At 68.7% G+C, this 26,990-nt stretch carries 30 protein-coding genes and 3 tRNA genes; 10 read left to right on the top strand and 23 right to left on the bottom strand.

The window, feature by feature from the left end; all coding sequences use genetic code 11:
- Together ACZK39_RS05130 and ACZK39_RS05125 are read right to left on the bottom strand one after the other, a co-directional pair.
- The coding region (locus ACZK39_RS05130) for a site-specific integrase (RefSeq protein ID WP_463612700.1) at nucleotides 1-431 on the bottom strand (431 nt) is incomplete at its 3' end.
- Nucleotides 424-756, bottom strand: coding sequence for a hypothetical protein (locus tag ACZK39_RS05125; protein WP_463612699.1), 333 nt, complete (start codon nucleotides 754-756; stop codon nucleotides 424-426). The genes ACZK39_RS05125 and ACZK39_RS05130, both read right to left, overlap by 8 nt.
- 329 nt (nucleotides 757-1,085) lie before the next feature.
- Here ACZK39_RS05125 and ACZK39_RS05120 point away from each other — a divergent pair.
- The 6 genes from ACZK39_RS05120 (at nucleotide 1,086) to ACZK39_RS05095 (ending at nucleotide 3,867) form a co-directional block, all read left to right on the top strand.
- Nucleotides 1,086-1,158 (top strand) — tRNA-Gly (locus tag ACZK39_RS05120).
- 50 nt (nucleotides 1,159-1,208) lie between these two features.
- Nucleotides 1,209-1,279, top strand: a tRNA-Cys gene (locus ACZK39_RS05115).
- Nucleotide 1,280: 1 nt separating this feature from the next.
- A tRNA-Val gene (locus ACZK39_RS05110) sits at nucleotides 1,281-1,355 on the top strand.
- 162 nt (nucleotides 1,356-1,517) lie between these two features.
- A complete protein-coding gene (locus tag ACZK39_RS05105) occupies nucleotides 1,518-2,297 on the top strand; it encodes a DUF1801 domain-containing protein (protein ID WP_182799973.1) in 780 nt (259 codons plus the stop codon).
- On the top strand, nucleotides 2,294-3,043 hold the full coding sequence (locus tag ACZK39_RS05100) for a PIG-L deacetylase family protein (RefSeq protein ID WP_182782827.1): 750 nt from the start codon (nucleotides 2,294-2,296) through the stop codon (nucleotides 3,041-3,043). The genes ACZK39_RS05105 and ACZK39_RS05100 overlap by 4 nt, the downstream gene beginning before the upstream one ends.
- 119 nt (nucleotides 3,044-3,162) lie before the next feature.
- A complete protein-coding gene (locus ACZK39_RS05095) occupies nucleotides 3,163-3,867 on the top strand; it encodes a DUF937 domain-containing protein (RefSeq protein ID WP_182782826.1) in 705 nt (234 codons plus the stop codon).
- Nucleotides 3,868-3,973: 106 nt separating this feature from the next.
- Here ACZK39_RS05095 and ACZK39_RS05090 read toward each other — a convergent pair whose 3' ends face one another.
- Genes ACZK39_RS05090 through ACZK39_RS05075 form a run of 4 tightly spaced genes read right to left on the bottom strand, consistent with a single transcriptional unit; the run spans nucleotide 3,974 to nucleotide 6,321 of the window.
- The gene (locus tag ACZK39_RS05090; RefSeq protein WP_182782825.1) at nucleotides 3,974-4,594 is read right to left on the bottom strand and encodes an L-threonylcarbamoyladenylate synthase; all 621 of its coding nucleotides are present in this window, start codon (nucleotides 4,592-4,594) and stop codon (nucleotides 3,974-3,976) included.
- A 20-nt stretch (nucleotides 4,595-4,614) separates the two neighbouring features.
- Nucleotides 4,615-5,508 (bottom strand): aldo/keto reductase, encoded by an 894-nt coding sequence (locus tag ACZK39_RS05085; RefSeq protein ID WP_182782824.1) that lies wholly within the window; start codon nucleotides 5,506-5,508, stop codon nucleotides 4,615-4,617.
- A gap of 10 nt (nucleotides 5,509-5,518) precedes the next feature.
- Complete coding sequence (locus tag ACZK39_RS05080) at nucleotides 5,519-5,956, bottom strand: TadE/TadG family type IV pilus assembly protein (RefSeq protein WP_182782823.1); 438 nt, start codon at nucleotides 5,954-5,956, stop codon at nucleotides 5,519-5,521.
- A complete protein-coding gene (locus ACZK39_RS05075; protein WP_182782822.1) occupies nucleotides 5,953-6,321 on the bottom strand; it encodes a pilus assembly protein in 369 nt (122 codons plus the stop codon). The genes ACZK39_RS05080 and ACZK39_RS05075 overlap by 4 nt, the downstream gene beginning before the upstream one ends.
- A gap of 143 nt (nucleotides 6,322-6,464) precedes the next feature.
- Here ACZK39_RS05075 and ACZK39_RS05070 point away from each other — a divergent pair, with 143 nt between their 5' ends.
- The 3 genes from ACZK39_RS05070 to ACZK39_RS05060 all read left to right on the top strand — a co-directional run bounded on the left by ACZK39_RS05070 (nucleotide 6,465) and on the right by ACZK39_RS05060 (nucleotide 12,214).
- On the top strand, nucleotides 6,465-7,685 hold the full coding sequence (locus ACZK39_RS05070; RefSeq protein ID WP_182782821.1) for a pyrophosphate--fructose-6-phosphate 1-phosphotransferase: 1,221 nt from the start codon (nucleotides 6,465-6,467) through the stop codon (nucleotides 7,683-7,685).
- Nucleotides 7,686-7,838: 153 nt separating this feature from the next.
- On the top strand, nucleotides 7,839-9,881 hold the full coding sequence (locus ACZK39_RS05065; protein WP_463612698.1) for a beta-galactosidase: 2,043 nt from the start codon (nucleotides 7,839-7,841) through the stop codon (nucleotides 9,879-9,881).
- Complete coding sequence (locus ACZK39_RS05060) at nucleotides 9,878-12,214, top strand: glycosyl hydrolase family 95 catalytic domain-containing protein (protein WP_463612697.1); 2,337 nt, start codon at nucleotides 9,878-9,880, stop codon at nucleotides 12,212-12,214. The genes ACZK39_RS05065 and ACZK39_RS05060 overlap by 4 nt, the downstream gene beginning before the upstream one ends.
- 10 nt (nucleotides 12,215-12,224) lie before the next feature.
- Here ACZK39_RS05060 and ACZK39_RS05055 read toward each other — a convergent pair whose 3' ends face one another.
- The 17 genes from ACZK39_RS05055 to ACZK39_RS04975 all read right to left on the bottom strand — a co-directional run bounded on the left by ACZK39_RS05055 (nucleotide 12,225) and on the right by ACZK39_RS04975 (nucleotide 24,982).
- A complete protein-coding gene (locus ACZK39_RS05055; RefSeq protein ID WP_463612696.1) occupies nucleotides 12,225-13,418 on the bottom strand; it encodes a YhjD/YihY/BrkB family envelope integrity protein in 1,194 nt (397 codons plus the stop codon).
- Nucleotides 13,419-13,458: 40 nt separating this feature from the next.
- Entirely contained in the window at nucleotides 13,459-14,022 is a 564-nt protein-coding gene (locus ACZK39_RS05050; RefSeq protein ID WP_463612695.1) for a MerR family transcriptional regulator, read from the bottom strand.
- 173 nt (nucleotides 14,023-14,195) lie between these two features.
- Nucleotides 14,196-14,660 (bottom strand): bifunctional nuclease family protein, encoded by a 465-nt coding sequence (locus ACZK39_RS05045; protein ID WP_459054363.1) that lies wholly within the window; start codon nucleotides 14,658-14,660, stop codon nucleotides 14,196-14,198.
- A gap of 13 nt (nucleotides 14,661-14,673) precedes the next feature.
- Entirely contained in the window at nucleotides 14,674-15,354 is a 681-nt protein-coding gene (gene ftsR / locus ACZK39_RS05040) for a transcriptional regulator FtsR (RefSeq protein ID WP_182782815.1), read from the bottom strand.
- A complete protein-coding gene (locus ACZK39_RS05035) occupies nucleotides 15,354-15,842 on the bottom strand; it encodes a double zinc ribbon and FHA domain-containing protein (RefSeq protein WP_182782814.1) in 489 nt (162 codons plus the stop codon). The genes ftsR and ACZK39_RS05035 overlap by 1 nt, the downstream gene beginning before the upstream one ends.
- Before the next feature lie 83 nt (nucleotides 15,843-15,925).
- Nucleotides 15,926-16,675 carry a DUF881 domain-containing protein gene (locus ACZK39_RS05030; RefSeq protein WP_182782813.1) on the bottom strand — a complete coding sequence of 250 codons (750 nt, stop codon included), beginning with the start codon at nucleotides 16,673-16,675 and terminating at the stop codon, nucleotides 15,926-15,928.
- Nucleotides 16,668-17,000 carry a small basic family protein gene (locus tag ACZK39_RS05025; RefSeq protein ID WP_182782812.1) on the bottom strand — a complete coding sequence of 111 codons (333 nt, stop codon included), beginning with the start codon at nucleotides 16,998-17,000 and terminating at the stop codon, nucleotides 16,668-16,670. Before ACZK39_RS05025 ends, ACZK39_RS05030 begins: the two co-directional genes overlap by 8 nt.
- Nucleotide 17,001: 1 nt before the next feature.
- Entirely contained in the window at nucleotides 17,002-17,787 is a 786-nt protein-coding gene (locus tag ACZK39_RS05020) for a DUF881 domain-containing protein (protein WP_463612694.1), read from the bottom strand.
- On the bottom strand, nucleotides 17,784-18,371 hold the full coding sequence (locus tag ACZK39_RS05015) for a CDP-alcohol phosphatidyltransferase family protein (RefSeq protein ID WP_370585731.1): 588 nt from the start codon (nucleotides 18,369-18,371) through the stop codon (nucleotides 17,784-17,786). Before ACZK39_RS05015 ends, ACZK39_RS05020 begins: the two co-directional genes overlap by 4 nt.
- 4 nt (nucleotides 18,372-18,375) lie before the next feature.
- Nucleotides 18,376-19,428: a glycosyltransferase family 4 protein gene (locus ACZK39_RS05010; RefSeq protein WP_182782810.1), complete on the bottom strand. Its 1,053-nt coding sequence runs from the start codon at nucleotides 19,426-19,428 to the stop codon at nucleotides 18,376-18,378.
- The gene (locus ACZK39_RS05005) at nucleotides 19,425-20,171 is read right to left on the bottom strand and encodes an LpxL/LpxP family acyltransferase (protein WP_463612693.1); all 747 of its coding nucleotides are present in this window, start codon (nucleotides 20,169-20,171) and stop codon (nucleotides 19,425-19,427) included. The genes ACZK39_RS05010 and ACZK39_RS05005 overlap by 4 nt, the downstream gene beginning before the upstream one ends.
- Before the next feature lie 76 nt (nucleotides 20,172-20,247).
- Nucleotides 20,248-20,790 (bottom strand): HIT family protein, encoded by a 543-nt coding sequence (locus tag ACZK39_RS05000; RefSeq protein ID WP_182799964.1) that lies wholly within the window; start codon nucleotides 20,788-20,790, stop codon nucleotides 20,248-20,250.
- Nucleotides 20,783-22,819 (bottom strand): threonine--tRNA ligase, encoded by a 2,037-nt coding sequence (gene thrS / locus ACZK39_RS04995; protein WP_459054366.1) that lies wholly within the window; start codon nucleotides 22,817-22,819, stop codon nucleotides 20,783-20,785. Before thrS ends, ACZK39_RS05000 begins: the two co-directional genes overlap by 8 nt.
- Before the next feature lie 83 nt (nucleotides 22,820-22,902).
- Entirely contained in the window at nucleotides 22,903-23,187 is a 285-nt protein-coding gene (locus ACZK39_RS04990; RefSeq protein ID WP_182782806.1) for a GNAT family N-acetyltransferase, read from the bottom strand.
- Between the two features lie 9 nt (nucleotides 23,188-23,196).
- Nucleotides 23,197-23,682: a Cys-tRNA(Pro) deacylase gene (ybaK, locus tag ACZK39_RS04985; RefSeq protein WP_182782805.1), complete on the bottom strand. Its 486-nt coding sequence runs from the start codon at nucleotides 23,680-23,682 to the stop codon at nucleotides 23,197-23,199.
- Entirely contained in the window at nucleotides 23,639-24,517 is an 879-nt protein-coding gene (locus ACZK39_RS04980; RefSeq protein WP_463612692.1) for an EamA family transporter, read from the bottom strand. Before ACZK39_RS04980 ends, ybaK begins: the two co-directional genes overlap by 44 nt.
- A 24-nt stretch (nucleotides 24,518-24,541) precedes the next feature.
- Nucleotides 24,542-24,982, bottom strand: a complete 441-nt coding sequence (locus ACZK39_RS04975; RefSeq protein ID WP_220489313.1) for a PTS sugar transporter subunit IIA — start codon at nucleotides 24,980-24,982, stop codon at nucleotides 24,542-24,544.
- A 137-nt stretch (nucleotides 24,983-25,119) separates the two neighbouring features.
- On the opposite strand from ACZK39_RS04975, the gene ACZK39_RS04970 reads away from it, so the two are divergent.
- Nucleotides 25,120-26,985, top strand: a complete 1,866-nt coding sequence (locus ACZK39_RS04970) for a beta-galactosidase (protein WP_463612691.1) — start codon at nucleotides 25,120-25,122, stop codon at nucleotides 26,983-26,985.
- Nucleotides 26,986-26,990 lie beyond the last annotated feature (5 nt).

Below are 26,990 nucleotides of genomic sequence, written 5' to 3'. Positions count from 1 at the left end.
GGGGGCATGAGGGGGCGGGCCTGGTCCGGGGGAGCCCCGAGCTGGCGGCGGATCCCTTCCCAGACGGCGATCACGCGTGCGGTTTGGGTGGGGTCGGGATGGTTACGGACCTTGTGGGCGAACCGGATCGTCGACAGACGCCGGCTGATCGTGCCGACCTTCGCCCCGGCGGTGGCCAGCGCCGAGATGTAGCGGGAGATCGCGATGTCGGTGGCGGGCAGCGCCGTGTGGTGGTTGTCGCGGCACCAGGTGACGAACTCGGTCCAGTCGGAGCGGTACCCGCGCAGCGTCGACGAAGCCCTCGACGCTGAGGCGAACGCGGCCTCGGCCGCATCCAACGACAGGTCCTCCGGCAGCAGCACCCCCGCCTGATGATCAACGGCGAGCAGGCCACCAGCCGTTTCCAGTGGACCTGTGTGCCCCTCAGACATGGGATTCGTCGAGTAGCTCGAGTTGTTCGGCGAGCCAGGTGCGGGCGGCGGCCTCGGCAGCGGGTTTGGCGGCTGTGAGGGTGGGCTGGACGCCGCGGGCGATGCGGGTCACCTGGTCGGTGCTGCCGGTGCGGTAGATGGTGAGCGTCCAGGTCCAGCGGCCGGCGGTGCCGCGCTGGGCCATCAGCTGCAGATCGTGACGCTCAGAGATCGGCAGGTTCACACCCCACGCCGACTTCGCCCCGGAGCGGTCGTGGCTCCATTCGTACGGGGGCAGCGGCACGTCGTCGCGGGTGACGAGTTGGTGTCTGCGTTGGGTGGCCATGTCTGGATTCTACCGGTTATTACATCGGATTCTCTGGATAATCCGATGTAGTAACGGCAACTGAGATGTGTCACGGGACGAGCTTGGCGAAAGGCCTATCCGGTTTGGGACTCCGGAAGATCCGGGGCAGAGCACGGGGGAGCAGCCCTGGCGACTCTAAGAGCTCGGGTACGGTCTGAGGCCCTCCGTGTAGGCGTGGGCGTGAGACTCTTCGTTGCAGGTGTGGCTGAACGAAGGGTGTCGCTGATTTGTGTCCTCCCCGGGGGTGCGCTAATGTTTTCTTCGCGCCAGCTGCTGCTGTCCCACAAGGGCAAATGCACACAGCGCATGCGGACGTGGCTCAGTTGGTAGAGCATCACCTTGCCAAGGTGAGGGTCGCGAGTTCGAATCTCGTCGTCCGCTCGGAGATGTAGTCTCTCCCAACCCGTTTGGGGAGGGTAATAGCTCCACCAGGTGGAGTGGCCGAGAGGCGAGGCAACGGACTGCAAATCCGTGTACACGGGTTCAAATCCCGTCTCCACCTCGGGCGGTTGGCGCAGTGGTAGCGCGCTTCCCTGACACGGAAGAGGTCGGCGGTTCGAAACCGCCATCGCCCACCAGACTGATTCAGCTCCTCGATCCATGATCGGGGAGCTGATCTGTTTCCGGCGCCTGTTGAGCCTCCACGCAATTGACCGATAAGCTGCATTATGTCACTTTGCCGTGATCGCGCCCCTCGCACACCCCTTGACACCACTGGTGCATGCGCCGACAGTTGACGGATGCCAGCAGAAGCCGTCACCCGCCCCACCCCAGTGCCCGTCGAGGACTTCCTGGAGACCGTCACAGAGCGACGGCGCAACGAAGCCCACGAGCTCATGTCGATGATGCAGGACATCACCGGTGACAAGCCGACGATGTGGGGCCCGAGCATCATCGGCTTCGGGTCGCAGCACTACCGTTATGACACGGGCAGGGAGGGCGACATGCCCAGGCTGGGCTTCAGCCCCCGCAAGGCGACGCTCACCGTCTACTTCAACGAGGGCTTCGACCGCTACTACAGCGAACACCTGGCGAAGCTTGGCAAGCACAAGACCGGCGTATCGTGCCTCTATCTCACCAAACTCGCCGACGTCGACCTCGCCGTCCTGCGGCAGATGCTTGAGGCCTCCTACGCCCTGGGCGAATCACCGGCGGAGAAGGTGACCACCGTGGACCAGTACGTGGCTGCCGTCCCGGCAGATGCCCGGCCCATGTTCGACGAGCTGAGGGAGTTGGTGAAGGGAGCGCTCCCCCATGCCGACGAGGTGTTCAGCTACGGCATCATCGGCTACAAGCAAGGGAAAGGCCGGGCACAGGTCTTCGTATCCGGGTGGAAGGATCACGTGGCCGTCTATCCGGTCCCTGCGGACCCGGAGCTGGCTTCTGAGCTCGCATCCTACGTACGCGGGAAAGGGACCCTCTGGTTCCCGCTCACTGAGCCGCTCCCCCGTGACCTCATCCTGCGCCTAGTGGCCTCGCTGGCCGGCCCCGCGCCCGAAGGAAACAAGGCCCGCTCATGAGCGGGCCCGACCGCCCCGTCCTGGAGCCGCTGCCGGATGCCGGGTTCCGGCGCATCCTGTGCGTCGTGGCCCACCCCGACGACGTGGAATACGGACTGTCCGCGTGCGTGCATCACTGGGTAGCCCAAGGCGCGGAGGTGGCCTACCTTCTCCTCACCTCCGGTGAGGCGGGCATGCAGCGCCCGCCGGCCGAGGTGGGTCCACTGCGCGCGCTCGAGCAGCGCGCGGCCTGCGACGAAGTGGGCGTCACCGACCTCCAGATCCTCGACCATCCGGACGGCATGCTTGTCTACTCGCTCGATCTCCGCCGCGACGTGGCCCGCGCGATTCGCAGATTCAAGCCCGACGTTGTGGTGACGGGCTCCTGGGACGTGGAGGTGGGATGGGGACTCAACCAGGCAGACCACCGCGTGGCGGGCCTTGTCACCCTGGACGCGGTCCGTGACGCCGACAACACGTGGGTCCACCCCGAACTCGCCGCGGATGAAGGGTTGGCGAAGTGGGCCACCACGTGGCTGCTCGTCTCCGCCGACAACTCCCCCACGCACGGCGCCGTCCTGACCCGCGCCGATGTCGACGCGGGCGTGCGTTCCCTCGAAGCCCACGGCGCCTACCTGGCCGACATCCCGGACCACCCGGCCCCGGCGGACTTCATTCCGGAGATGCTGGCCGCCCAGGGCCGGGCGATGGGCACCGACTTCGCCTGCCTGTTCAGGGCCCACCGACTGACCCGGGACACTGCCTGATCGTCGCTACGCCCGGCCGCGACCACGGGTGTAAGCGAATCGGTCACAGCGACCGCCGCCGTCGCCTAGCTTTGGATGAGGCGCACCTCGCGCGCTGAATCTCTGACAAGGAGTTGTTGATGTTCGATTTCGACGAACTGCTGTCCACCCTCCCGATCGATCAACTGGCTCAGCGTGTCGGGGCGAGCCCGCAAGAGGTGGAGGCCGCAACGCGTAACGCACTCCCCGCACTTCTGATGGGCATGGGCGCCAACACGCGGGATCCTGACGGCGAGGCGTCGTTGGCCTCCGCGATCGGGCAGCACAGCCCTCAGCTCGTCCAGGGGGGCATCAACCTCGACGATGTGGACGAGGCGGACGGCGCCAAGATTGCCCACCACGTCTTCGGCGACAACGAGGAGCAGGTCGTCAACCAGCTGGGCGGCCTCGGCGGCGGCAACGCGTTGATTCAGAAGCTCCTGCCCATCCTCGCCCCCATCGTGATGTCGTGGCTGGCAGGAAAGCTGATGGGCCGTGACGAGGCCCAGGGCCAACCGCAGCAGCAATCGCCGACCGGTGGCGGTGGGCTGGGCGACATCCTGGGCCAGATCCTCGGTGGTGGTGCGGCGGCACCTCAGGCGCAGGCGCCGCGGGCGGAGCCGAGCGCCCAGCCGCAGTTCCGGCTGCCTACAGCAGGACCGGACGATGGCACCCTCCGGATGCCGGAGCCCGAGTCACGGCCCACGCAGACCCAGGCTCAACAGCAGCCGACGGTGCCCGGCGGACTCGGCGGCGGGATCCTCGGCGACATCCTGGGTGGTCTGCTCGGCGGAGGCCGTCGCTGAAACGCGGGTAGACCTCGTGTGCCCTGGGCCCTCCGCCCGGGGCACACCTGCGTCTGACCGCATTGGGCCCATCGTCAGGAGGCGCTCCGCCTCACAAAGCTGCAGCTCACTCGAACGGCGACGGGTCCCCGGCACCCACGCGGTCGACCACCGGCTCGTCGCCGCTCAGATCCACCACGGTTGTGGGCTCGACACCACAATCACCGGAGTCCAGCACCGCATCAATCTGATGGTCGAGCAGTTCCTTGATGCCCCAGCCGTCGGTGAGTGACTCGTCGTGGCCAGGCAGCAGCAGCGTCGACGACAGGAGTGGCGCACCCACTGTCTTGAGCAGGGCCAGGGTGGTGCGGTGATCCGGGATGCGCACACCGACGGTGCGCTTCTTCGGGTGCTGCATCATCTTCGGCACCTCGCGGGACGCCTTGAGGATGAACGTGTAAGGCCCGGGCGTGGCTGCCTTGACGGCGCGGAAAGCCCAGTTGTCCATCTCGACGTAGGCGCCGAGCTTGGCGAACTCGTCGACCACCAGGGTGAAGTGGTGCTTGTCGTCGAGCTGCCTGATCCGTCTGATCCGCTCGATCCCCTGCGCGTTGCCGAGCGCGCACCCCAGAGCGAAGCAGGAGTCCGTCGGGTAGGCGATGAGGCCCCCGCCCTCCAGGATCCTGGCGATCTGCGCCAGTGCCCTGGGTTGCGGGTTGTCTGGATGGACGTCGAAGTACTGGGCCATGGGCCCAGGCTACCGAAACCTCAGAGCACGGCGGCGGAGATGGCATTCACCTCATCGCCGGTGAGATCCAGGTCCATGGCGCCGGCGGAGTCGATGATGGATTCCGGCCGCGAGGCGCCCGGGATCACGATGACATGGTCCCCCAAGGCAAGCTCCCACGCCAGGGTCACCCGCTGAGGAGACACCCCGTGGGCAGCCGCGATCTCCGCCAGGACGGGGAATCGGGAACCGACCGCGGCTGCCCCGCCGCCGGTGCCGCCCAAGGGTGACCAGGGCAGGAATGCGATGCCGTGACGGGCGCAGAAGTCGAGCTCGGACTTGCTGGTGTCATTGAACCGGGGGGAGAACTCGTTCTGGACGGCGGCGAGCTCGCCTGCGCCCAGGACGTCGACGGCGATCTGGATCTCCTCGACGTTGGCGTTCGAGATGCCGATCTCCGCGATCAAGCCCTCCGCCTTGAACGCGGCGAGGGTCTCCATCACGCTCCCATAGACGCGAGTGCGGTCCGGGCGGTGCAGATAGAACAGGTCCAGCTTGTCCACCCCCAGCGTCGCCAGAGCGGACTCCAGCCGGCTGCGAAGATAGTCCGGCGCCGAGTTACGGCCCCAGGTCTCCCCCACGCCGCGCGTGATGCCGGCCTTCGTGGCCACCACGACGTTGCTCACATCGCCGTCGTAGCTGCGCAGCGCGTGGGCGACGATCCGCTCGTTGTGGCCCAGTGCATCCCAACTCGGCGCGTAGATGTCCGCAGTATCGATGAGGGTGACACCGGAGTCCAGGGCGGCGTGGACCGTGGCAATCGCCTGCTCCTCGGAGGGCTTCTCCGGCTTGTCGCTCATGGAGAATGGCATGGCTCCGAGGCCCACCGGGGAGACTGAGAACTGGCCGATACGGCGCTGCTTCGTTGTGGTCATGTCAGTCACTCTACTTCCCGCGCAGGGGGTCCACCGGGGAGGTGCGGGTGGCGGAGACCGCCACCTCACCCGGCATGAACGGGAGGCTGACGTCTCTCATCTCGATGAGGCAGCGGACCTCGGCGCTGACCGTGGCGCGCTCCCCCACGCTCCGACCCACCCCGTCGGCGTCGACGGTGACCCGGGTGTCGCGGCAGACGATGTTGCGCTGCGCCAGCGACGCGCGGGCCGAGTCCAGCGCCGCCGCCCGGGCGCTCGACGTGACCCGCTCCAGGGACGCTGCCCGCGCCGCCGCGGCCGCAGCCGAGCCGACGGCCTGATCCGCGATGGCCACCCGTGCCAGGGTGATGAGGAGGCCGATGAACAGCACCAGCACCGGCAGGATCACCACCGCCTCAACAGAGAGGGCCAACCCCCGCTGCGCACCCCTGCGAGCCTCACCGATCATGACCCGGTCAGCCGCTCGGTCTGCACGGTGACCGCCTTGCTGATCTCGCGGGGCCACACGACGACGACCGCGCGCCCGCGGACCGTGGCCGTGGTGCTCCGGGCGCCGCGGGCGATCTCGACCCGGACGCCGGACAGCGCCCCGTTGTCCGCCACCTCAGCGGCCGCTACCTCCCCGTCGGCCCGGGTCCCGTTGTATGCCGAGGCGACGGCCGCGCCCTGCTGTGCGGCGGCCAGCGCCGTAGCTTCGGCCCAGTACTGCAGCGACCACTGAAGCAGGCTGAACATGATCCCGATGCTGACCGGCAGCAGGACCACAGCCTGGACCGAGCCGCTCAATCCGCGCTCGTTTCGCCGCACTCTCATGGGGACATCGTGCCAAGTGTGGGGGTCATCCGCGAACGCCTGTGGACAACCCCGGTCCTGCGGTGCATCGTCGCCCCAGAGCCGCCGCTCCGGGGCGCGTGCAATAGGGTGGAATCCACACAGAACTTCACGAAAGGACCCTCATGGTCAAGAAGGTAGCCATCCTCACGGCCGGCGGATTCGCCCCCTGCCTTTCCTCCGCCATCGGTGGCCTGATCGAGCGTTACACGCAGGTGGCACCGGAGATCGAGATCATCGCCTACCGCCACGGGTACCAAGGCCTGCTCAAGGGCGACTACCTCGTCGTCGACGACACGGTGCGCGCCAACGCGGCACTTCTGCACAAGTTCGGCGGGTCTCCGGTGGGCAACTCCCGCGTCAAGCTGACCAACGCCAAGGACCTCGTCAAGCGCGGACTGGTCGCGGAGGGGGCCAACCCGCTCCAGGTGGCAGCGGACCGCCTGGTGGCAGACGGCGTAGATGTGCTGCACACCATCGGCGGCGACGACACCAACACCACCGCAGCAGACCTCGCCGCCTACCTCGCCGAACACGACTACGGCCTGACCGTCGTGGGCCTGCCCAAGACCATCGACAACGACGTCATCCCGATCAAGCAGTCCCTAGGCGCGTGGACCGCGGCCGAGCAGGGCGCCGTCTTCGCCAAGAACATCGTCGGTGAACACAACTCCGGCTCACGCATGCTCATCGTCCACGAGGTGATGGGCCGTCACTGCGGGTGGCTCACCGCCGCCACCGCGGCCGAGTACCGCGCCTGGCTGGACACGCAGGAGTGGCTGCCGGAGATCGGACTGTCGCGGGAGGCGTGGGACGTCCACGGCGTCTACGTGCCCGAAGGCGTCATCGACATCGCCAAGGAGGCCGAACGCCTTGGAAAGATCATGGACGAGGTGGGCAACGTCACCATCTTCCTGTCCGAGGGTGCCGGCCTGGACGCCATCGTCGCCGAGATGGAGGGCGCAGGCGAGGAGGTCCCGCGCGACCCGTTCGGGCACGTGAAGCTGGACAAGATCAACCCCGGTGCCTGGTTCGCGTCGAAGTTCGCTGACAAGCTGAACGCGGAGAAGGTCATGATCCAGAAGTCCGGATACTTCTCCCGCTCCGCCGCCGCCAACGACGCGGATCTCGCCCTCATCAAGGAGTGCACAGACCTCGCCGTCGACTCCGCCCTGAAGGGCGAGGCCGGTGTCATCGGCCACGACGAGGAGAACGGTGATGTGCTGAGCGCCATCGCGTTCGACCGGATCAAGGGCGGAAAGCCGTTCGACCTCAACCAGGACTGGTTCAAGGAGATGCTGGCCTCCATCGGCCAGGACTTCCCCACCGTTACCGCCGCCCACTGACCGCCCGCGTGCCGGCCCCGGCATGCTCGTGAACCCGCCGTCCGCACTTCCCCTTCCACCGGGGGCGGGCGGCGGGTCCGGTTCCCCCCTCGGATGCAGAACGCAACCCAGAGAGGTGTTCCGCTGCTGGGCGGCTGCGTGTACTGTGAGCGCGTGAGCAGGATCGAATCGTTTCGACAGTTTGCCAACGGCGTGTGGTTCGGCGGCGACTACAACCCGGAGCAGTGGCCGTCGAGTGTTCTCGACGAGGACATGGACCTGATGGCCGCCGCCCATGTCAACACCGCGACCGTCGGGGTGTTCGCCTGGTCGTCGCTGGAGCCGGCCGAGGGTCGCTACACCTTCGGCTGGCTGGACGATGCCATGGACAGGCTGCACGCGGCGGGCGCGCGGGCAATCCTGGCCACCCCCACCGCCTCTCCCCCGCCCTGGTTCACACGTGCCCACCCGGAGGCGCTGCCGGTCACAGCGGACGGGGTGCGCCTCATCCACGGCAGCCGCGACACCTACAATCCGGCTGCCCCCGCGTACCGAGAGGCGGCGGTGCGGATCACCCGCGTGCTCGCGGAGCGCTACGGCGCGCATCCCGCCCTGGCGATGTGGCACCTGCACAACGAGTACGGAACCCTCTCCCACGGTCCTGTCACCGACGAGGCCTTCCGGGCGTGGCTGCGGAGACGCTACGTCGATCTCGACGCCCTGAACGCGGCCTGGAACACGCCGTTCTGGTCCCAGATCTACAGCGACTGGCAGGACCTCCACACCCCGCAGGCCACCCAGTACCTCCCCAACCCCTCGCACGTCCTCGACTTCCGACGATTCAGCGCCGACGTGTTGCTGGACTGCCTCCGCGACCAGGTGGCCGTGGTGCGGGAGCTCACCCCGGGCGTTCCGACCACCACCAACTTCATGCTCCCCACCTGGAACCACTACGACCAGTGGGCCTTCGCCCGCGAGATCGACGTGGTCTCGATCGATCACTATCTCGACGATGCCGGCCCGGCGGGCGAGACCCACGTGGCCTTCGGCGCGGACCTTGCCCGGTCGTTCGCCGGCGGCAGGCCCTGGCTGCTGATGGAACAGGCGACCAGCCTCATTTACGACTGTGCCGGCGGCCGGATGCTCCCCAAGGAGCCGGGCCGGATGCGCAGAAACACCTACCAGTACCTGGCCCGTGGCGCCATGGGCTCCCTGTTCTTCCAGTGGCGCTCCCCCCTGGTGGGCGCCGAGTTCTTTCACTCCGCGATGGTGCCGCACGTGGGCGCGGACTCGCGGATCTTCCGGGAGCTCGCCGAGTTGGGAGCGGAGCTGGAGTCGGTGGCCGAGGCGGTCGCGGATCCTGGGGAAGGTCCCGTCGTCGAGGCACGGGTGGCCATCGTGTGGAGCGCCGACGCCTGGTGGGCTGCCCAGACCCCGGCCCTGCCGTCGGCCGACGTGGAGTTCCTGCCGGCCGTGCGAGGCGTGCACACCGCGCTCTGGGAGCTGGGTGTGGTGGCCGATGTGGTGTCCCCCGATGGGGATCTGTCCGCCTACGACGTCGTCCTGGTGCCCTCCCTGCTCGCCGTCAGCGACGCTCAGGCCTCGGCCTTCGCCCGTCACGTCGAGCAGGGCGGCCACCTCGCCGTGTGGCACTTCGCGGGCTCCACCGACGAGCACCTCCGGGTGCGACAGGGCAGCTACTCGGGTGCGTTCGCTGAGCTAGCGGGTATCAGGGTCGAGGAGCATGTGCCCTTGCCCGACGCGTCGCGGGTCACCCTGTCCGACGGCTCTTCGGGTGGCTCCTGGACCGAGGTGCTCCAGCTGCGGGGCGCCGAGGCAGTGGCGAGCTACACCGCCGATGCCCATCCGGTCATCGGTGCCGGCGCACCGGCCGTCACCCGTCTTGTCCGGCCTGGCGGTGGGCACGTCCACTATGTGTCGACGCGGCTCGAGGCTGCGTCCCTGACAGTGTTCCTGGCGCGGGTCCTCGCCGAGGCGGGCCTGCCCACCGCACCCTACGACGGGCTGGAGCTGGTGCGCCGACGCGCGGGCGGCGCCAGCTACCTCTTCGCCATCAACCACACCGACACCCCCCGGGCAGTGGACGTGTCCGGGCTGAACCTGCTCAGCGGCGAGGAGATCCAGGGCCGGCACACGATCGCAGCGGGCGACGTCGCCGTGGTGCGCGAATCCAACCCCGGCGGTGGCGCAGCATGACCAGCCTGACCTACCGGCATGCCTCCAAGTCCTGGCTGGACCGACTGCCCCTGGGCAATGGGCGTCTGGGCGCGATGGTGGGCGTGGAACCGACCCGGGTGCGCATCGGGCTCAACGAGGCCACCGCCTGGTCAGGTGGGGTCGGCTCAGCGGCCCAGGGATTGGTCGATCCCCTGGACGCGTCCGCCGCTCTGTCCCGCGGCCGCGCCCTGATCGACGCGGACGATCCGGTGGGCGCCGAGGAGGCGCTGCGCCCCCTGCAGCACGGCTACTCGCAGGCCTTCCTGCCGGTGGGGGAAGTGGAAGTGCAGCTCCCCACCGCCGGTGCCGCCGTGACCCGGACCCTGGATCTGACCACCGGCGTCCACACCGCCGCCCTCACCGTCGACGGCGGCACCTGGGAGATGACCACCGCCACCTGCCTGGAGGATGACGTGCTGGTCCACACCGTGTGCTCCAGCACCCCGGGTGAGGTGAGGATCAGCCTGTCGACGCCGCTGAAGGTCGTGTCCACGGAGGTGGCGGCCGACGCCCTCACGCTGGTCGCGGCGCTCCCGGCGGACGTCGCGCCGAGTCACGAGCCCGACTCGCCGGCCCTGACCTGGGACCTGCCAGGCATCGAGCCGCTGCACGCCGTCGTGCGGCTGCGTGTCACCACGGACGGCGAGCCTGCCGCCGACGGGGAGGCCCTCCTGATCCGAGGCGCCACGTCCACGCACGTGGCGGTCGCCTTGGAGACCACCTTCACCAGCGCCACTCGACCACCCGAGGCGCTCCAGGACGCCATCGGCAGGGCAGTCATGCGCGCCACCGCCGTGCCCGACGAGGCCCTACGCCGGCACGTACTCGCCCATGCAGAGCGCGCCCGACGCTTCACGGTGCGCCTGGGCCCTGATCGCGCCTTCGACGGGGCGGCCGCGACCGGGCGGGATCCCGCTGAGCGCCTCCGCGCCGGGGCTGCGGGCGGCGACGTGCCCGCAACCGACCCGGCCCTGGTGGCGCTCCTCCTCGAGTACTGTCGCTACCTGCTGCTCAGCTCCAGCCGCGACGGTTGCCTGCCGGCGAACCTCCAGGGGATCTGGAACGCTGAGCTGCAGCCCCCCTGGTCGTCGGCCTACACGCTCAATATCAACCTGCCTATGAACTACTGGGGCGCCGAGAGCACTGGGGCCTCCGGTAGTCATCGAGCGCTCCTTCCTCTCCTGGAGGCATTGGCGGAGCGCGGGCAGGACACCGCACGTCGCCTCTACGGAGCGCGAGGCTGGGTGGCGCATCACAACTCGGACGCTTGGGCCTACACGCTCCCCACCAACGGCGACGCGTCCTGGTCGCAGTGGGCGATGGGTGGAGCGTGGCTGGTGCGCCAGTTCGACGAACAGCGACGCTTCGGCGGGATGGATGAGGACACGCTGCGGCGCTTCTGGCCCGTTGCCCGCGGCGCCTCGCGGTTCCTGCTGGACTTTCTGCGCCTGGACGCCGACGGGGTGCCCTACACGAGCCCGTCGACCTCCCCGGAGAACCGCTACCTCCATCAGGGCCGGCCGGCATCGCTGACCCGGTCCTCGGCGATGGACCGCGCCCTGGTCCGGGACGTCCTCCTGCTCACCGCGGAGATCGCGGCCACGTGTGACCCGGAGGATCCGATCGCGCACGAGGCGCGGAAGATGGCCACCCGGATACCGGGGCCCCGGGTCTCGGCGGACGGCACGGTCGCGGAGTGGGGGGAGCCGCGCGAGCAGGAGGATGTGCAGCATCGGCACCTGTCTCACCTGTTCGGCTGGTACCCCGGGGCCGCTGAGCCCGGCCCGGTGGACGCCGCGGCCGCCGCGACACTCGACGCCCGCGGTGACGACTCAACGGGCTGGTCGTTGGCCTGGAAGATCGCGCTGCGCGCGCGCCTGGGCGACGGTGCGGCGGTGGGTCGTCTGCTCAACCTCGTGCTGAGGCCGGCCGACGATGGGGCGGGGATCGCGCACCGAGGTGGGCTCTACCCCAATCTGTTCGCGGCTCATCCCCCGTTCCAGATCGACGGCAACCTCGGCTTCCTCGGCGCCTTCGTCGAGTCCCTGCTGCAGAGCCACCGCCCAGGCAGGATCGAGGTGCTGCCGGCGCTCGCCCCAGGCCTCGACGATGGTGCGGTCACCGGCCTGGTTGCGCGTCCCGGGATCCACGTGGACCTGGCCTGGCGGCACCGCCGGCCGACCCGGGTCTCACTCGCGGCGCGTTCACCGCAGCACGCGGGCAGGTACCTCCTTGCCCACTGCGGAGAGGAACTGGACGTCGAGGTGCCGGCACAGGGCCGGGTCCACGTCGACTTCGATCCCGCCCACTAGCGTCCTGGGTTCAGCGACGCCTCAGAGCGACCAGTCGACGCACCAGTGTGGCGAGGGCGGCGCCGAGGCCCAGACCGGTGGCCGCACCCACCCCGTAGCCCAGCGTGGCTCCGATCCGGACGCTCCTGCCTGCTACGTCCTGCCGGACACCTCGCTCAGGGTCCGTCGACAGGGGCGGCAGGGGCTCGGCGCGGCGCAGGTCATCGAGGGTTCGCGTGGCCGCCCACCGACGCGGCGCCCCGGCCGCCCCGGCGGGTCGGGTCTCGTCCACGTCGATGCGGCTCGCCTCAAGGAGGTCCGAGGTGTTGTCGGCCCGTTTGCGGGCGAGCTCGGCCGCCCACACGTCGTGCGTCCCCACCCATGCAGCCGACATGAGGATGATGGTGGCGAGGATGTTGAACACAAGCATCAGCACGATGGTGGAGCCGAAGACGGCGATCGCCGGATTCCGTGAGAACACTCCCACCAGCCGGCCCGCGATCTGCTGGAGCGCGGTGACCGAGACCGCACCGATCAGGGTGCCGGTCAGCCAGGCCTTTGGCGCTGCGGTGGCCCTGGGGAGCACCACAAAGAGGAAGGCGATCAGAATCCAGCTCGCCACCAGGCTCAGCGCGAGCCCCACGGCCTGGAACACGAACCCGATCCCTGGGAGATGGCTCCAGCCGAGCCACTCGATCACCTGCCTGGAAAAGCCGCCGCCGATCGAGGCGACGCCCAGGCTCAGCCCCACCGTCGCGAGCAGACCGACGAAGATGGCCAGGTTGATGGCGAGCTCGACGAAGAAGTTGCCCTTCAAGGCGCCGTCGCTGAACGAGTCGGCCCACATCACCCGCACGGCGCGTTTCAGGTTGCCCACCCAGTTCGAACCGGAGTAGCCGGCGGTCGCGAGCGCCACGAGTGTGACCGAGGCCCAGTTGGAGAACGCGTCATCGACCACGGCCCCGAGGCTCTTGGCGAGGCTGCTGGTGCCGAGCTCTGCGTCGATGGTCTCCTTGATCTGGTCCAACAGATCTGGCCGCAGCACGGTGAGCGTCAGGCCCAGCATCGAGAAGGCGAACATGAGGATGGGGACCATGGAGAGCACCGAGAAGTACGTGACTCCTGCGGCGAACTGGGGGCCGAGCCGCTTGTTGTACCGGTCCATCGCTGCCATGCCATGGGCAACGACGGGGTGGGCGGTCACCTTCTCGATCCAGTCCTTCACGGACCAGACCTTACCCCCGTGCCTCGGACCGTGTGAGTGCTCAGACGACCCGGGCGCGGCGACGCTGTGCCAGCTCGTCGGAGGGATCCGACGTCTCGACGACGGCCGACTCCACGGTGCGCTCCCCCGGCAGGGACGCAAGGGTGCCCTCCAACTCGCGCCACACGCTGCTGACCGAGATCATGAACATGCCCTGACCGCCGCGGGTGAGGTCGAACAGTTCGTTGGCGGAGGTCACCTCGTAGACGCTGAACCCGTCGCTGACGAGAGTGAGTTCGGTGAGGTCGTCGACCCCCCGGGTGTGAAGGTGGTCGATGGCCACCCTGATCTGGTGCAGCGAGATCCCGATGTCGAGGAAGCGCTTCACCACCCGCAGCAGCAGGATGTCGCGGAAGGAATAGAGACGCTGGGTACCGGAGCCTTCGGCGTTACGGATGGACGGGACTACCAAGCCGGTCCGAGCCCAGTAATCGAGCTGGCGGTAGGTGATTCCTGCCACGCGGTGGGCGATCGGGCCGCGGTAACCGGTGTCACTGGGAACGGGCGCGAAGTCGCCGTCGAAGAGCAGGGCTTGCAGCGGCTCGGCCTCTGGCGTCTCGGTCACGTTCCCTCACTTCCTACGGCGGCGATGGATCATCGACGTGGCTGACGCTAATCGGGCGCGCGGGCACCGGTCCGCGACACGCCCGAGCCGCCCTGAGAAAGTTGCCGGACCGACGACCGCACTCTGGTTGGCGGGACTCGCAGTGCCGCAGCAATCTGGCATCTGACTAGGCATTATTCGTCTTCGAAGTCGTCTGCGCTGACGCTGTCGAGGAACGCGCGGAAGGCCTCGACCTCGTCGGTCTGGGCTGCCTCAACCTCAACCCCTACTTCATCCATCAGCGCTGCAGGGCACTGGATCTCCCATCCCAGTCGCACCGCGATGGCCACGCAGTCGCTCGGCCTGGCGTCGACGACATGCTCGCCCAGGTGAAGTTGCGCCCGGTACACCCCGTCCTTGACGGCGAGGATCTCCACCCTGCCCTGTCCGGGGTCGATGAGTGGGAGCAGTGCCGCGAGGAGGTCGTGAGTCATCGGCCGCGCGGACTCGGGCCCCTCCATTCCGCTGGCGATGGCCGCGGCCTCGATCGTGCCGATCCAGATCGGCAGGCACCGCGAGCCACCGCGCTCCTGCAGCAGCAGGACGGCGGGTTCCTCCGTGGAGACCAGGCGGATGCCGAGCACGTCGAGATGGATCATGGTCACAGCCTACTCAGTGGATCTGGCCGTGGAGCAGGGCCGCGTGTGCCTGCATCACCACTCGATAGAGGTCCGTCACCACGTCCGGCGGCGGTCCCGAGCGGCGCTGATACTGCTCCAGCGCCTGCTCCACCACCGCGGCCTCCATCGCGGCGGCCTGTTGCATCACCCTGAGCTGGCGCAGGTCGATCCCGTAGCCGACGAGCTTCTTGGCGGCGGTGGCGATCGCCACCGCCTCACGTCCGTACAGCTGGGACCCGCGGCGGGGTTGGACGATCTTGAGCCGCTCCAGATGGATGAGGGAGGCCTCCCCCAGACCGGACTCGCCCAAGACCTGGCGACGCGTCATGAGGCCGGGGCCCGAGGAGGAGCGCGACGTCTGGCGACGCTCGGCCGCGGGCTCCTCGTCCGCGCTTACCGAGGCCAGTGACTCAGGTTGCTCTCCGCGATCGAGCGCGTCAAGTTCCTCGCGGATGACCTTGAGCGGGAGGTAGCGGTCGCGTTGCGCACGCAGCACATAGAGCAGCCGGTCCACGTCCTGCTGGCTGAACCTCCGGTAGCCCGAAGGCTGTTGGCGGTCCGGGGAGATCAGGCCTTCCGTCTCGAGATACCTCAGCTTGGATACGGAGATGTCCGGGAATTCGGCCCGGATCATCTCCAGTACGCGGCCGATGGTGCGCGCCGCGCCGGGCATCAGCTCAGACCGGGCTCGCTCAGCGAGATCGTGGCACGGTACTTCCCGATCTGGATCTCGTCGCCCTCGCGCAGCACGGTCCGACCGTCGAGCAGCGTGCGGTTGACGTAGGTGCCGTTCAGGCTTCCCAGGTCTTCCAGGTAGAGCTTCCCGCCGCTGCGGACGAACTTCGCATGGTGGCGCGAGACCGTGATGTCGTCGAGGAAGATGTCCGACTCCGGGTGTCGGCCCACGTTGGTGATGTCGCTGTCGATGAGGAATCGGCTGGAGTCACCGGGGCCGCGGTTGACGACGAGAAGGGCGTTCCCCTCGGCCAGCAACTTGGCCTCGGCGCGCTCCTGCTCGGTGAGTTCGACGCCCGGCCTGTCGTCAGCGGTGACGGGGATCATCGTGGTGGTGTCACCGGTGGGGTCCGTGAGTGGGGCGCCGCAGACACTGCAGAACCGCGCCTCCGACGGGCTTTCAGATCCACACTGTCGGCACTTCATGGGTGGGACTCCTCACTAGGACATCGGTGGGGCGCTGAGCGTACAACGCTACCTGAGGAACTTATCACCCGCTATCAACTGCGTTACCGCGGTCTGGCGAACTCGTTGTCCCCAGGTGCGGCCACGGAGTCGATATCGATGGCATCCAACTGTGTGATCTGGACACGGCCGCCCACCCGGTCGCCCTCGATCTCGCTGACCAGACCCCCACGGAACCGGGCGCCGGCCTCGAGGGTGGCGGGGTCGCCGATCGCCTCGATGACATAGGGCTCCTCCAGCGCGACACCGTCGGCGGTGACCCGTCCCGAGGGGTCGGTGCTGAACCACGAACGCATCACGAGCCGGACGGTGTCGTTGAGCTCGATGACCTCGGCGCCGGCGTCGCGAAGTTCCTCCACGGCGTCCAGGAGCAACTCGGCGCCCACACGGCCCTGCGGGTCCCTGATCTCGATCCGGATCCCTGGGCCGGTCACGGGGATGGTGCCGGCGATGATCTGGGCCTGCTCGAGGCGCCGGGCGGCCTCCAGGCGGGCGGCCTCGTCCCTGTCAGCGCCGCTGAGGAGCTCCGTCCTGGCCTGCTCAAGCTCACGCACCTCGTCCTCCAGCCGACGCGTCTCGACGGTGACGTTGTCCAGCAGCTGGATCAGGTCCGCCTGGCGCACGTTCGCGAACTCGGGCTGGTTGGCCTGGGAGCGAAGGGTGAGCACCACGATGAGGGCGGTGAGAAAGAGGGCAACGCCGGCCACCAACTGGCCCCGGCTGGGCCGGAAGAACGCCCGGAGGTGCCCGGTCGGTTGCTGCCTCGTGGCGCGACGCGCCTTGGTCTCAGGCATGCAGCAGCGCCCGTCGGATCGCGGCGGCGTTGGTGAAGATCCGGATTCCCAGGACGACGACCACTCCTGTCGACAGCTGCGAGCCCACGCCGATCTGGTCCCCGACAAAGACGATCAGCCCTGCGATCACCACGTTGGAGAGGAAGGAGACCAGGAACACCCGATCGGAGAAGATGCCTTCGAGATAGGCCCGGGTCGCGCCGAGGATGGCGTCGAAGGCCGCGACGATGGCAATGGGAAGGTACGGGGCCAGCACGGGAGGCAACGTGGGCTGCAGCAGTAGTCCCACGACCACCCCTGCCACCAGTCCCAAGATCGCAAACACGTCAGTTCTCCTCGTCGGTGCCGGCCGTGGTGGCATAGCGGATGGTCATTCCGGGATCGGCTTCCAGTTGAAGGTCCTCATCGGAGGCTTCGATGTCCATGGTCAGGCCGTAGTTCATGGTGAGGAACTGCCACCACGCCGCGGCGGCCGTCTCGTTGAAGCGGGCCGGGAGGGTGCGGGAGTCGCCAATGGCCTCCACCCGGTAGGGAGGGCTGAGGGAGACGAAGTCCACGGTGATGGCGGCCCCCGCCCCCCGGATGGGGGTCAGCGCACTCATCCGGCGCCCGTTGATGGAGACCGCCTCGGCGCCGGCTTCCCACAGGCCGTTGACCAGGCGGCTGAGGTCGCTGTCGAGCACCAGACCCTGCGACTGGGTGGCTTCGGGGGCATCATCGACGGTGACCACGATGCCGGGACCGCTCACCGGGAGGCTGCCTGCCGACAACTCGGCGTCGGCGAGGCGTTGCCGCTCGACCGGATCTCCCAGCGCACGCTCGCTGAGTTCGCGCACTTCGGCCCCCAACTCAGCTGAGAGGACGGCCAACTCGTCCTGACGGGCCCGAGCGGCCGCCACCCGGTCCAGGAGTTCTGTGCGTTGGGCGGCGATGTCTCCCGCGCCGCGGGTGGTCTGCAGGGCGGCGACCGTGACCAGGACGCTGACCAGGGCGACCGCGATGAGGAGCCGGCTGCGGCTGGGCCTCCGCTGCGTCTGCTGGCGATAACCGGGCTCCAGCGCGTCTGCCTGGATGTCGGTGAGGAGGCTCATGCTGGCGTCGGGACGCCTCACGAAGCGCCCCTGTGCAGCTGCAGCGTGGCGCGGACGTAGAGGAGTCCGGCGGCCCAGTAGACCACCGCGCCGAGCGCGCCGAGGATCCAACCCGCGTAGTGGGCCCAGACAAGGTTCAGGGAGGTGGCGGAGCCGAGCAGAATCAGGGGCAGCGCGAGAAGGAGGAGCATGGTGCCCGCCTTGCCCGCGAGGTTGACGGGAAGCGCCAGCATCCCGTGCCTACGGAGGACCGGTACCAGCGCGGCCAGCATGACGTCCCTGGCGAAGAGGATGAGGAGGAACCACCAGGGCACGATGCCGCGGACCAGGAGCACCGCCACTGCGGCGAGGATGTAGAGCCGATCCGCGATGGGGTCCAATCGGGTGCCCAGCCGGCTCCGCTGCTTGAGCCGACGCGCGAGGTAGCCGTCGAACCAGTCCGTGACGCCGAAGACCGCCAGCATGATGACGGCGGCGAGATCGTGGCCGGCCAGGATCAGCCAGCAGAAGACGGGGATTCCCAGCAACCTGATGAACGACAGCACGTTGGGCACCGTGAGGACGGCTTCGGTGTCCCACTCCTTGACCACTGGCGAGCTGTGCACGTCCTCAGCCTACGTCAGCGCCGGGTGCACCGGCCACGAGTGCGTACGCATCCAGGATCCGGGGACCGACGGCAGGCCAGGTGTAGCGACGGACGAGCGCACCTGCCGCCGTCGGGTCGACGGGTGCGGCGAGGCGGCGACGAAGCGCCACGCGGGCCGAGGCGACGTCGTCGACAGGGAACCAGGACACGAAGCCGGGATGGTCCACCACGTCACGGAACGCGGGCAGGTCCGTGGCCACGACGGCGCAGCCATAGGCCAGCGCTTCCACCAGGATCATGCCGAAGCTCTCCCCGAACCGGTTGGGCGCCACCAGCACGGAGGCTTTCTGCAGCACCAGGGCTTTGGCCGCGTCGTCGAGGCGTCCGAGCTGGCGCACCCGGCCCCCGGACCCCAGCCCCGGACCGATGGCGGCGAAATCGGCCTCGGGTACCTGGTCGGCCAGCGTCGCGAACAGTGGATAGCCCTTGCGTGGCTCGTCCAGCCGGCCCACGAAGACCACCAGTGGCCGACCTCCAGGTTCGCGGGTGTCGGCACGCGGCATCGTCGGCGCCGTGATGGCGTTGGGGATGATCAGGGGCTCGATGCCGGTGACGGCGTGTGCGGTCCTGGCGGCCGCCTCCGAGACCGCAACGGTGACCCGTTCGGGGAGGAGCGCGGCCCTGAGTCGGATCAGCGCGCCCGCCCGGCCCGGATCGAAGGAGGCGTGGTGCGTGACAACCAGGCGCCGCGACGCCCTGGCCGCAGCAAAGGCCGCCCCTGGCGTCAACGGCTCGTGGACGTGGACGACGTCGGAGCCCATCACCGCCTGAGCCGCCACCCGAGCCTGCGCGGGACGGATCGCCAGGTGGGCGACCGAGCCGTTGAACCGGATCCCGTGCGTCGCGCCGAGCAACGTCACCGGGACGCCCCACTCCTGGGCCCGCTCCCCCGGTGCCACCACGACGGGGCGGTGGCCCTCGTTCTGGAGCCAGCGGGCGAGGCCGAGCACGTGGGTGGCCACACCCCCTGGTTCGTCCAGGGAGTAGGGGCAGACGAGCGTCACCCGAAGGCTCACCTGAACATCCGGCGCAACATGAGCCAATTCTCCGGGCTGCGCCGCACGGCGTACGCGAACCGCTCCACGACGCCCTGCATCAATGCCTCAGGGCTGTCGCCGAGGATCGGGTCCGACACCTCCAGGCGGAGCCGGCCACCGTGGAAGCCGGTGGTGACCACCCGCAGGTCTGCGCCGGTGCGGGCTGCGAGCAGTGCGGGCCCGGCCGGCACGCCCACCTCACCGGCCTCTGGCCATGTGACACGGAGGCCGCGCGATGAGAGATCGCGGTCGCTCAGCAGACATACCAGTCGCCCGGCACGGATGTCGTCGGCGAGGGTGTGCATGAGCTCGGGTTGGTCCACGGGGTAGATCGTCATTCCCATGCCCTGCCGGGCGTCACGGAACCGCTCGAAGAGCCCGTCGGGAAGCCGCTCGGCCACGCTGACCACCCGGATGCCGACGCGGGCGGCCCAGGCGCCGGCAAAGTCCCAGGAACCCATGTGCGGCAGAGCCGCCACGAGACCCGGACCAGCGAGCGAGGAGTGGAGTTTGGCCTCATCCCCGGCGGAGATATCGATGACCGCCATGACCTCCTCGTCGGACCACCGCGCCAGACTCAACGACCACAGCAGATTGCGCAGCCAGTTCTCCACGAGCAGGCGACGCTGGGCGCGTGTGGGCTGTCTCCCGTTGGCCCGCTCGATGGTGGCTTCCCAGGAAGCAACTCCTCGGAGCGGCATCAGCGCGGCCACCGGTGCCACGACCCGCGCCAACTTGTCGCCGCATCGGCGCGGGAGCCGGCCACCGACCGCCCAGACCGCGCCGCTGAACCTCACCTCAGGCCCGCCAGGCCTCGGCGAGCAGGGAGCGGGCCTCACCGATGAGTTGCGGCAGCGCCCTGGTCTGCGCCACGATCGGCAGGAAATTCATATCGCCGGACCAGCGCGGCACGATGTGCTGGTGAAGGTGCATGCCGATGCCGGCGCCGGCCACAGCCCCCTGGTTGATACCGATGTTGAACCCGTCCGGCCGGGACACCCGCCGCACCACCGTCATCGCCCGCTGCGTGAGCGCGGCCACGTCCATGGCCTCTTCAGGAGTCAGGTCGGTGTAGTCGGCGACGTGACGGTACGGGCACACGAGGAGGTGGCCGGGCGCGTAGGGGAACAGGTTCATCACCACATAGGCATGCTCGCCGCGCGCCACGACGAGGCCCTCGGCATCGTCGCGGCGCGGTGAGGAGCAGAACGGGCACTCACCCTTGTTGCGTGGCTTGCCATCGCCCTTGATATAGACCATCCGGTGCGGGGTCCACAGCCGCTGGAAGGCGTCCGGGACCCCGGCGAATTCGTCGCTGGTCTCTGGTTCGGACTCAGGCATCGGCTGTCGGGGAGGTGTTCGATCGCGAGGCGATGAAGTCCACGACGGTGGCCACCGCCTCCGCCACGGGCACGCCGTTGCGCTGAGAGCCGTCCCGGAACCGGAATGACACCGAGCCTGCGTCGCGATCATCGCCACCAGCGATGAGCACGAAGGGAGCCTTCTCCTTGGCCGCGTTGCGGATCTTCTTGCCGAAGCGGTCATCGGAGTCGTCGAAGTCCACCCGGACGCCACTGGCTCGGAGCTGGGCGACAACGCCGCCCAGGTACTCGTCGAACTCCGCGGCCACCGGGATGGCAATCACCTGAACCGGTGAGAGCCACGCCGGGAAGGCGCCGGCGTAGTGCTCGATGAGCACCCCCATGAACCGCTCGATGGAACCGAACTTGGCCGAATGGATCATCACCGGCTGCTGGCGGCTGCCGTCCGGGGCCGTGTATTCGAGCCCGAACCGCTCAGGTTGGTTGAAGTCGTACTGGATGGTCGACATCTGCCAGGTGCGCCCGATGGCGTCCTTGGCCTGGATGGAGATCTTGGGGCCGTAGTAGGCCGCGCCGCCGGGGTCCGCGACGATGGGGAGACCGGACTCGGCCGCGATCTCGTCCAGCACCGCCGTCGCCTCGGCCCACTGCTCGTCCGAGCCGATGAACTTGTCCTTCTTCTTGCCGTCCTCGTCGCGGGTGGAGACCTCCAGCACCGAGTCTGTGAGGCCGAAGTCGTTGAGGAGCGACAGCACGAACTTGAGCAGGTGGCGCACCTCGTCCGGCGCCTGTTCCTTGGCGCAGTAGCTGTGCGAATCATCCTGGGTGATCGACCGCACCCGGGTGAGGCCCTGGATGACGCCGGACTTCTCGTCGCGATAGACGGTGCCGAACTCGAAGAAACGCAGCGGCAGGTCACGGTAGGAGCGTCCGCGGGAGGCGAAGATCAGGTTGTGCATGGGGCAGTTCATCGCCTTGAGGCGGTAGGCCTGGCCCCCCCGGACGACGACACCCTGCTCGTCGCGCTCGGCGTCCTCCAGTAGCGGTGGGAACATGCCGTCGGCGTAGTAGGGCAGGTGTCCGGAGGTGTAGAACAGTTCTTCCTTGGCGATGTGCGGGGTGCCGACGTAGTCGAACCCCTCCTCGATGTGGCGGGCCCGGACGTAGTCCTCCATTTCCCGCTTGATGACGCCGCCGCGGGGGTGGAACAGGGGCAGGCCCGAGCCCACGATTTCGTGGAAGCTGAACAGGTCCAACTCCACACCCAGCTTGCGATGGTCACGCTTGGCTGCCTCCTCCAAGCGGTTCTTGTACGCCTGGAGCGCCTCCTTCGAGGGCCAGGCTGTGCCGTAGACGCGCTGCAGCCCTGCGTTGCGCTGGTCACCGCGCCAGTAGGCGGCAGAGGTGCGGGTCAGCGCCCAACCGTTTCCTAGATAGCCCGTGTGGGGGACGTGGGGTCCGCGGCACAGGTCCTTCCAGGCCACTGAGCCGTCTCGTCGGACGTTGTCGTAAATGGTGAGCTCGCCGGCGCCCACCTCGACGCTGGAGCCGTCCTCGTCCGACGACGAGCCCTTGTCCGCGACCAGTTCCAGCTTGAATGGCTCGGCCGCGAGCTCGGCGCGGGCCTCGTCGTCGGTGACGACTCGGCGGACGAAGCGCTGGCGTTCTTTGACGATCTGGCCCATCTGCTTCTCGATGGACTTGATGTCCTCGGGCGTGAGGGGGGCGGTGGCGAAGTCGTAGTAGAAGCCGTCCGTGATGGGAGGGCCGATGCCGAGCTTGGCGTCCGTGAAGAGGCCCTGCAGCGCCTGCGCGGTGACGTGCCCTGCGGAGTGGCGCAGGATGCTGAGGCCCTCAGGGCTGTCGATCAGCACCGGCTCCACCTCGTCCCCCTCCACCAGTTCGGCGGCCAGATCACGAAGTTCCCCGCTCACCCGCATGGCCACGACGCTGCGGTCATCACCGAACAGGTCCAGGCCCGTGGTAGTGGTGGTCAGCGTCACCTGTTGCGCGTCGTCGTTGCGGCGGATGGTGATGGCTCCACTCATCGGGGCTCCCTCGGGTGTGACGGTCAGTGTGAATCAGGGCCCATTGTGCCCCTCAGCGGCGTGGGCGTCACCTCAGGGGCGGGTCAGGCTCGGAGATCCCAGAAGTCCTCGTGCCGGTGGAGGTACTTGGCGACGAAGGGACAGGTGGGCCTGACCTTGAACCCCGCCTCGCGGGCGTCGTTCAGCGCGAACTCAACGATCCGGTTGCCGTGCCCGTTGCCCCCGTGGCCCGGGTCCACCTCGGTGTGGTGCATGTCCACCACGTCCCCGTCGATCCGGTAGTCGATCAGGCCGATGAGCTCGTGCCCGTGGTGGAGCTCGTAGCGGTTGGCGGCGGCGTTGTTGGTCAACGTGAGGTTCTCCGTCATGGCTCGAGACTACCCCGCCGCGATGACGGCGACCGAGGCCCCGGTCAGCCGGACCAGCTCGTGGGGCGACAGCTCCACATCCAGCCCTCGCCGTCCTCCGGAGACCAGCACGGTGTCGTGGTCCATGGCGGAGGCGTCGACGACGGTGCGCAGGCTGCGCTTCTGCCCGAGCGGGCTGATGCCGCCGATGATCATGCCGGTGGAGCGCTCGGCGACGGCCGGAGCTGCCATGGCCAGGCGCTTGACCCCGACGGCGGTGGCGAGGGCCTTGAGGTCGAGGGTGGTGTCGACAGGAACGACCCCCACCACCAAGGCCGCGCCGTCGGAGGCGAGCAGCGTCTTGAACACCCGACGGGCCGGCACCCCGAGGGCGGTCGCGGCCTCGAGCCCGAAGCTGGTGGCCCGGGGATCGTGCACGTACTCATGCACCCGGTAGCTCACCCCGGCCGCGTCAAGCGCCTTCAACGCCGGTGTGGCTCCGTGTGGCTTGGTCATGTGTCCTCCTCCGGGCGGTGCGGATGGCCCCGATCGACGCGGCGATGACGGCGGCCATCGCCAACCACTCGATCGGGTGCAGCAATTCTCCCAGCACCACCCACGCGAACAGTGCCGCCGCTGCCGGTTCGAGGCTCATCAGGATGCCGAACGTGCCGGCCGCGATGCTGCGACGGGCACGCAGCTCCAGGCCGTAGGGGATGACGGTGCTGAGCAGCGCCACGAGCGAGATCACGACGAGCACCCGCGGGTCTCCCAGGGACCCGCCGGCGAGGGCGACGCCAGGACCCGCCAGGGCCGCGGCCCCGATCAGCGATCCGACCGTCAGCCCGCTGGTGCCCTCCCAGCGGCGGCCGAGCGGGCCGGCCAGGACGATGTAGCAGGCCCACAGTCCGCCCGCTCCCAGCGCGAGGGCGATGCCGATGAGGTCGGGCTCCGTCGGGGCTGAGCCCAGCAGTACGACGCCGCCGGCGGCCAGCGCCACCCAGATGAGATCCACCGCCCGCCGCGAGCCCAGCACCGCCAACCCGAGCGGGCCGACGAACTCGAGCGTGACGGCGAGGCCGATCGGGATCCGCGAGATGCTCAGGTAGATGAGGAGGTTCATCCCGGACAGGCACAACCCGTAGCCGGTGGCCACCAGCCAGTCCCCTCGGGACCGGCCCGAGACCCGCGGGCGGGCGATGAGCAGGAACACGAGGCTGGCGATGGCTGCACGCAGGAAGGCGAGCGTGGCGGGGTGTGCCGCGTCGAAGATGCCCTTCGCGAGGGCGGCCCCGAACTGCACCGACGCGATGGCGATCAACACCAGGACGACGGGGTGGATTCGGCTCACCCCGCGACACTATCGGGGCGCGTCTCAGCAGGTGAAGAGCGGGTTACCCGTCGCTACGGTGCCGCCTGCCACGTCGGAGACCGAGTCGGGCTCCGCGTCCATGACGACCACCACCACGGTCCTCGACATCGACGGGTCCGTCACGGAGGCCGGATCCCAGGCCACGATGGGTGTCCCTACCGTCACGTCGCTGCCCTGGTCGGCGAGCACCTCGAAACCCTGGCCGGCCAGCTTGACGGTGTTGATGCCGATGTGGACGAGGATCCCGATCTCCCCTCCCACGAGGAGGATGAAGGCGTGGGGACTGACCTTGAGCAGGGTTCCGTCAGCGGGGGCGACGACGACCTGGCGCCCTCCGTCGGGTTCGATCCCGACGCCCGGGCCTACGGTCTGGGCGCTGAACACGGGGTCCGCCACGTCGGTGATCGCGATGACCTGGCCGGCGCAGGGGGCGAGAATCTGCATCACACATGCTCCTTCGGATGTCGATGTGTTGCGCACCCTATCGCCGCCGGGGCCACGCTGCGCCGACGGGGGGCAACTCCCCTATCCTTGCCCGGAGCGGCTCGGCAGGGCCGGCCCCCCGATCGAGGACGATGGCGATGTACTACGGCGGAGATTACAACCCGGAGCAGTGGCCCGAGGAGGTGTGGCTCGAGGACGCCCGCCTCATGCGTGAGGCGCGGGTGAATCTGGTCAGCGTCGGGATCTTCTCCTGGGCCAGGATCCAGCCCAGCGAGGGCGTGTTCGACTTCGTCTGGCTGGACAGGGTGCTCGACATTCTCCACGCGCACGGGATCGGTGTGTGCCTGGCCACGGCCACGGCCTCGCCGCCGCCGTGGCTGGGCATCAGGTACCCGTCGGCGCTCCCCGAGGACCGTGACGGGTCCCGGTTCTGGCATGGCAGCCGCCAGGCCTACGCCCCCACCTCACCGGACTATCGGCGGCTGGCCGGGGAGTTGGTCGCCGCCATCGCCGAGCACTACGCGTCGCACCCGGCGGTGCAGTTGTGGCACGTCAACAACGAGTTCGGCTGCCACCTCCCCGCGGACTACTCCGACAACGCAGCCCGCGGCTTCCGCGTGTGGCTGGCCGAGCGCTACGCGGGCATCGAGGATCTCAACCGCGCCTGGGGCACCGCCTTCTGGTCCCAGCGTTACGGATCCTTCGACGAGATCGTCCCCCCGCGCAAGGCGCCCTACAGCCTCAATCCGGCCGGGGTGCTGGACTTCAAGCGCTTCACCTCCGACGCCCTTCTGGACCTGTACCTCATGGAGAAGGGCATCATTCGGGACGCAGGGGCCACGCAGCCCGTGACCACCAACTTCATGGGGGCGTTCGAGCCGCTGGACTACCACCGCTGGGCACCCCATCTGGACGTGATCTCCGACGACAGCTACCCGGATCCCAACGACCCCGACGCGTGGCGCTCGGCGGCATTCACCAGGGATCTGATCCGCTCACTCAAGCCGGACACGCCCTGGATCCTCATGGAGCAGGCGAGCAACGCGGTGAACTGGCGGCCCAGCAATGCGCCCAAGGCGCCCGGTGAGATGTCCGCCCTGAGCATGCAGGCCGTGGCACGTGGGGCGGACGGCGTGATGTTCTTCCAGTGGCGGCAGTCGAGCGCGGGTTCGGAGAAGTTCCACTCCGCGATGCTTCCCCATGCGGGCACGGGAACGCGGACGTGGCGCGAGGTCGTCGGTTTGGGCGCGGCGCTGGAGGAGTTGCCGCCTCTCGGCCGGCTTCGGGCACGGGTGGCGCTGGTCTACGACTGGGAGAACAGGTGGGCGATCGAGCAGCCGGACCATCCGGTGACGCTGGACTATCTGGCCCAGATTCAGCGCTGGCACTCGGCACTTCTCGATCTGGGCGTGCTGGTGGACGTCGTCGACGCGGAGGCGGACCTCGGCCACTACGACACCGTCTTCGCCCCCCTGCTCTACCTGCTCACCGAGCACGCCGCCCAAGGCATACTGTCCGTGCTGGAGCGGGGAGGCACCGTGGTGACGGGGCCCTTCAGTGACATCGTGGACGAACACGACAGGTTCCGTGCCGGTGGCTTCACCACTCTCCTCGGCGAGAGTTTCGGGATGCGCGTGACCGATTTCGGTGCCTTGGCGCTGACTCCGCCTGGCCAGCAGAGCGCACCAGTGGCGGGGTCACTCGGAAGATTCGAGGGCACGCACTGTGCGGAGGAGTTGACGGTGGACACCGCCGAGGTCCTGGCGAGCTTCGAGGGAGGCCGCGCGGACGCCAGGCCGGCCGTCACGATGCGCACGCTGGGCGCGGGGAGGGCCATCTACGTGGCGACCATCCCCGACGACGAGGGCCTGCGCTCCCTTGCGCGCCTGGCTGCCAGGCCCGTGGAGGCCGCCCCGGAGCCCGGCACGGAAGTCGTCCAGCGGGGCGATGTGACCTTCGTCATCGACCACGTCTCCCACTCCGTGACCATCACGTCCCACTGAATCCG

The organism is Tessaracoccus luoxuelianae (assembly GCF_055326245.1).
Note: the sequence above shows the minus strand (reverse complement) of the source record. Positions and strands in the feature narration are given on the sequence as shown.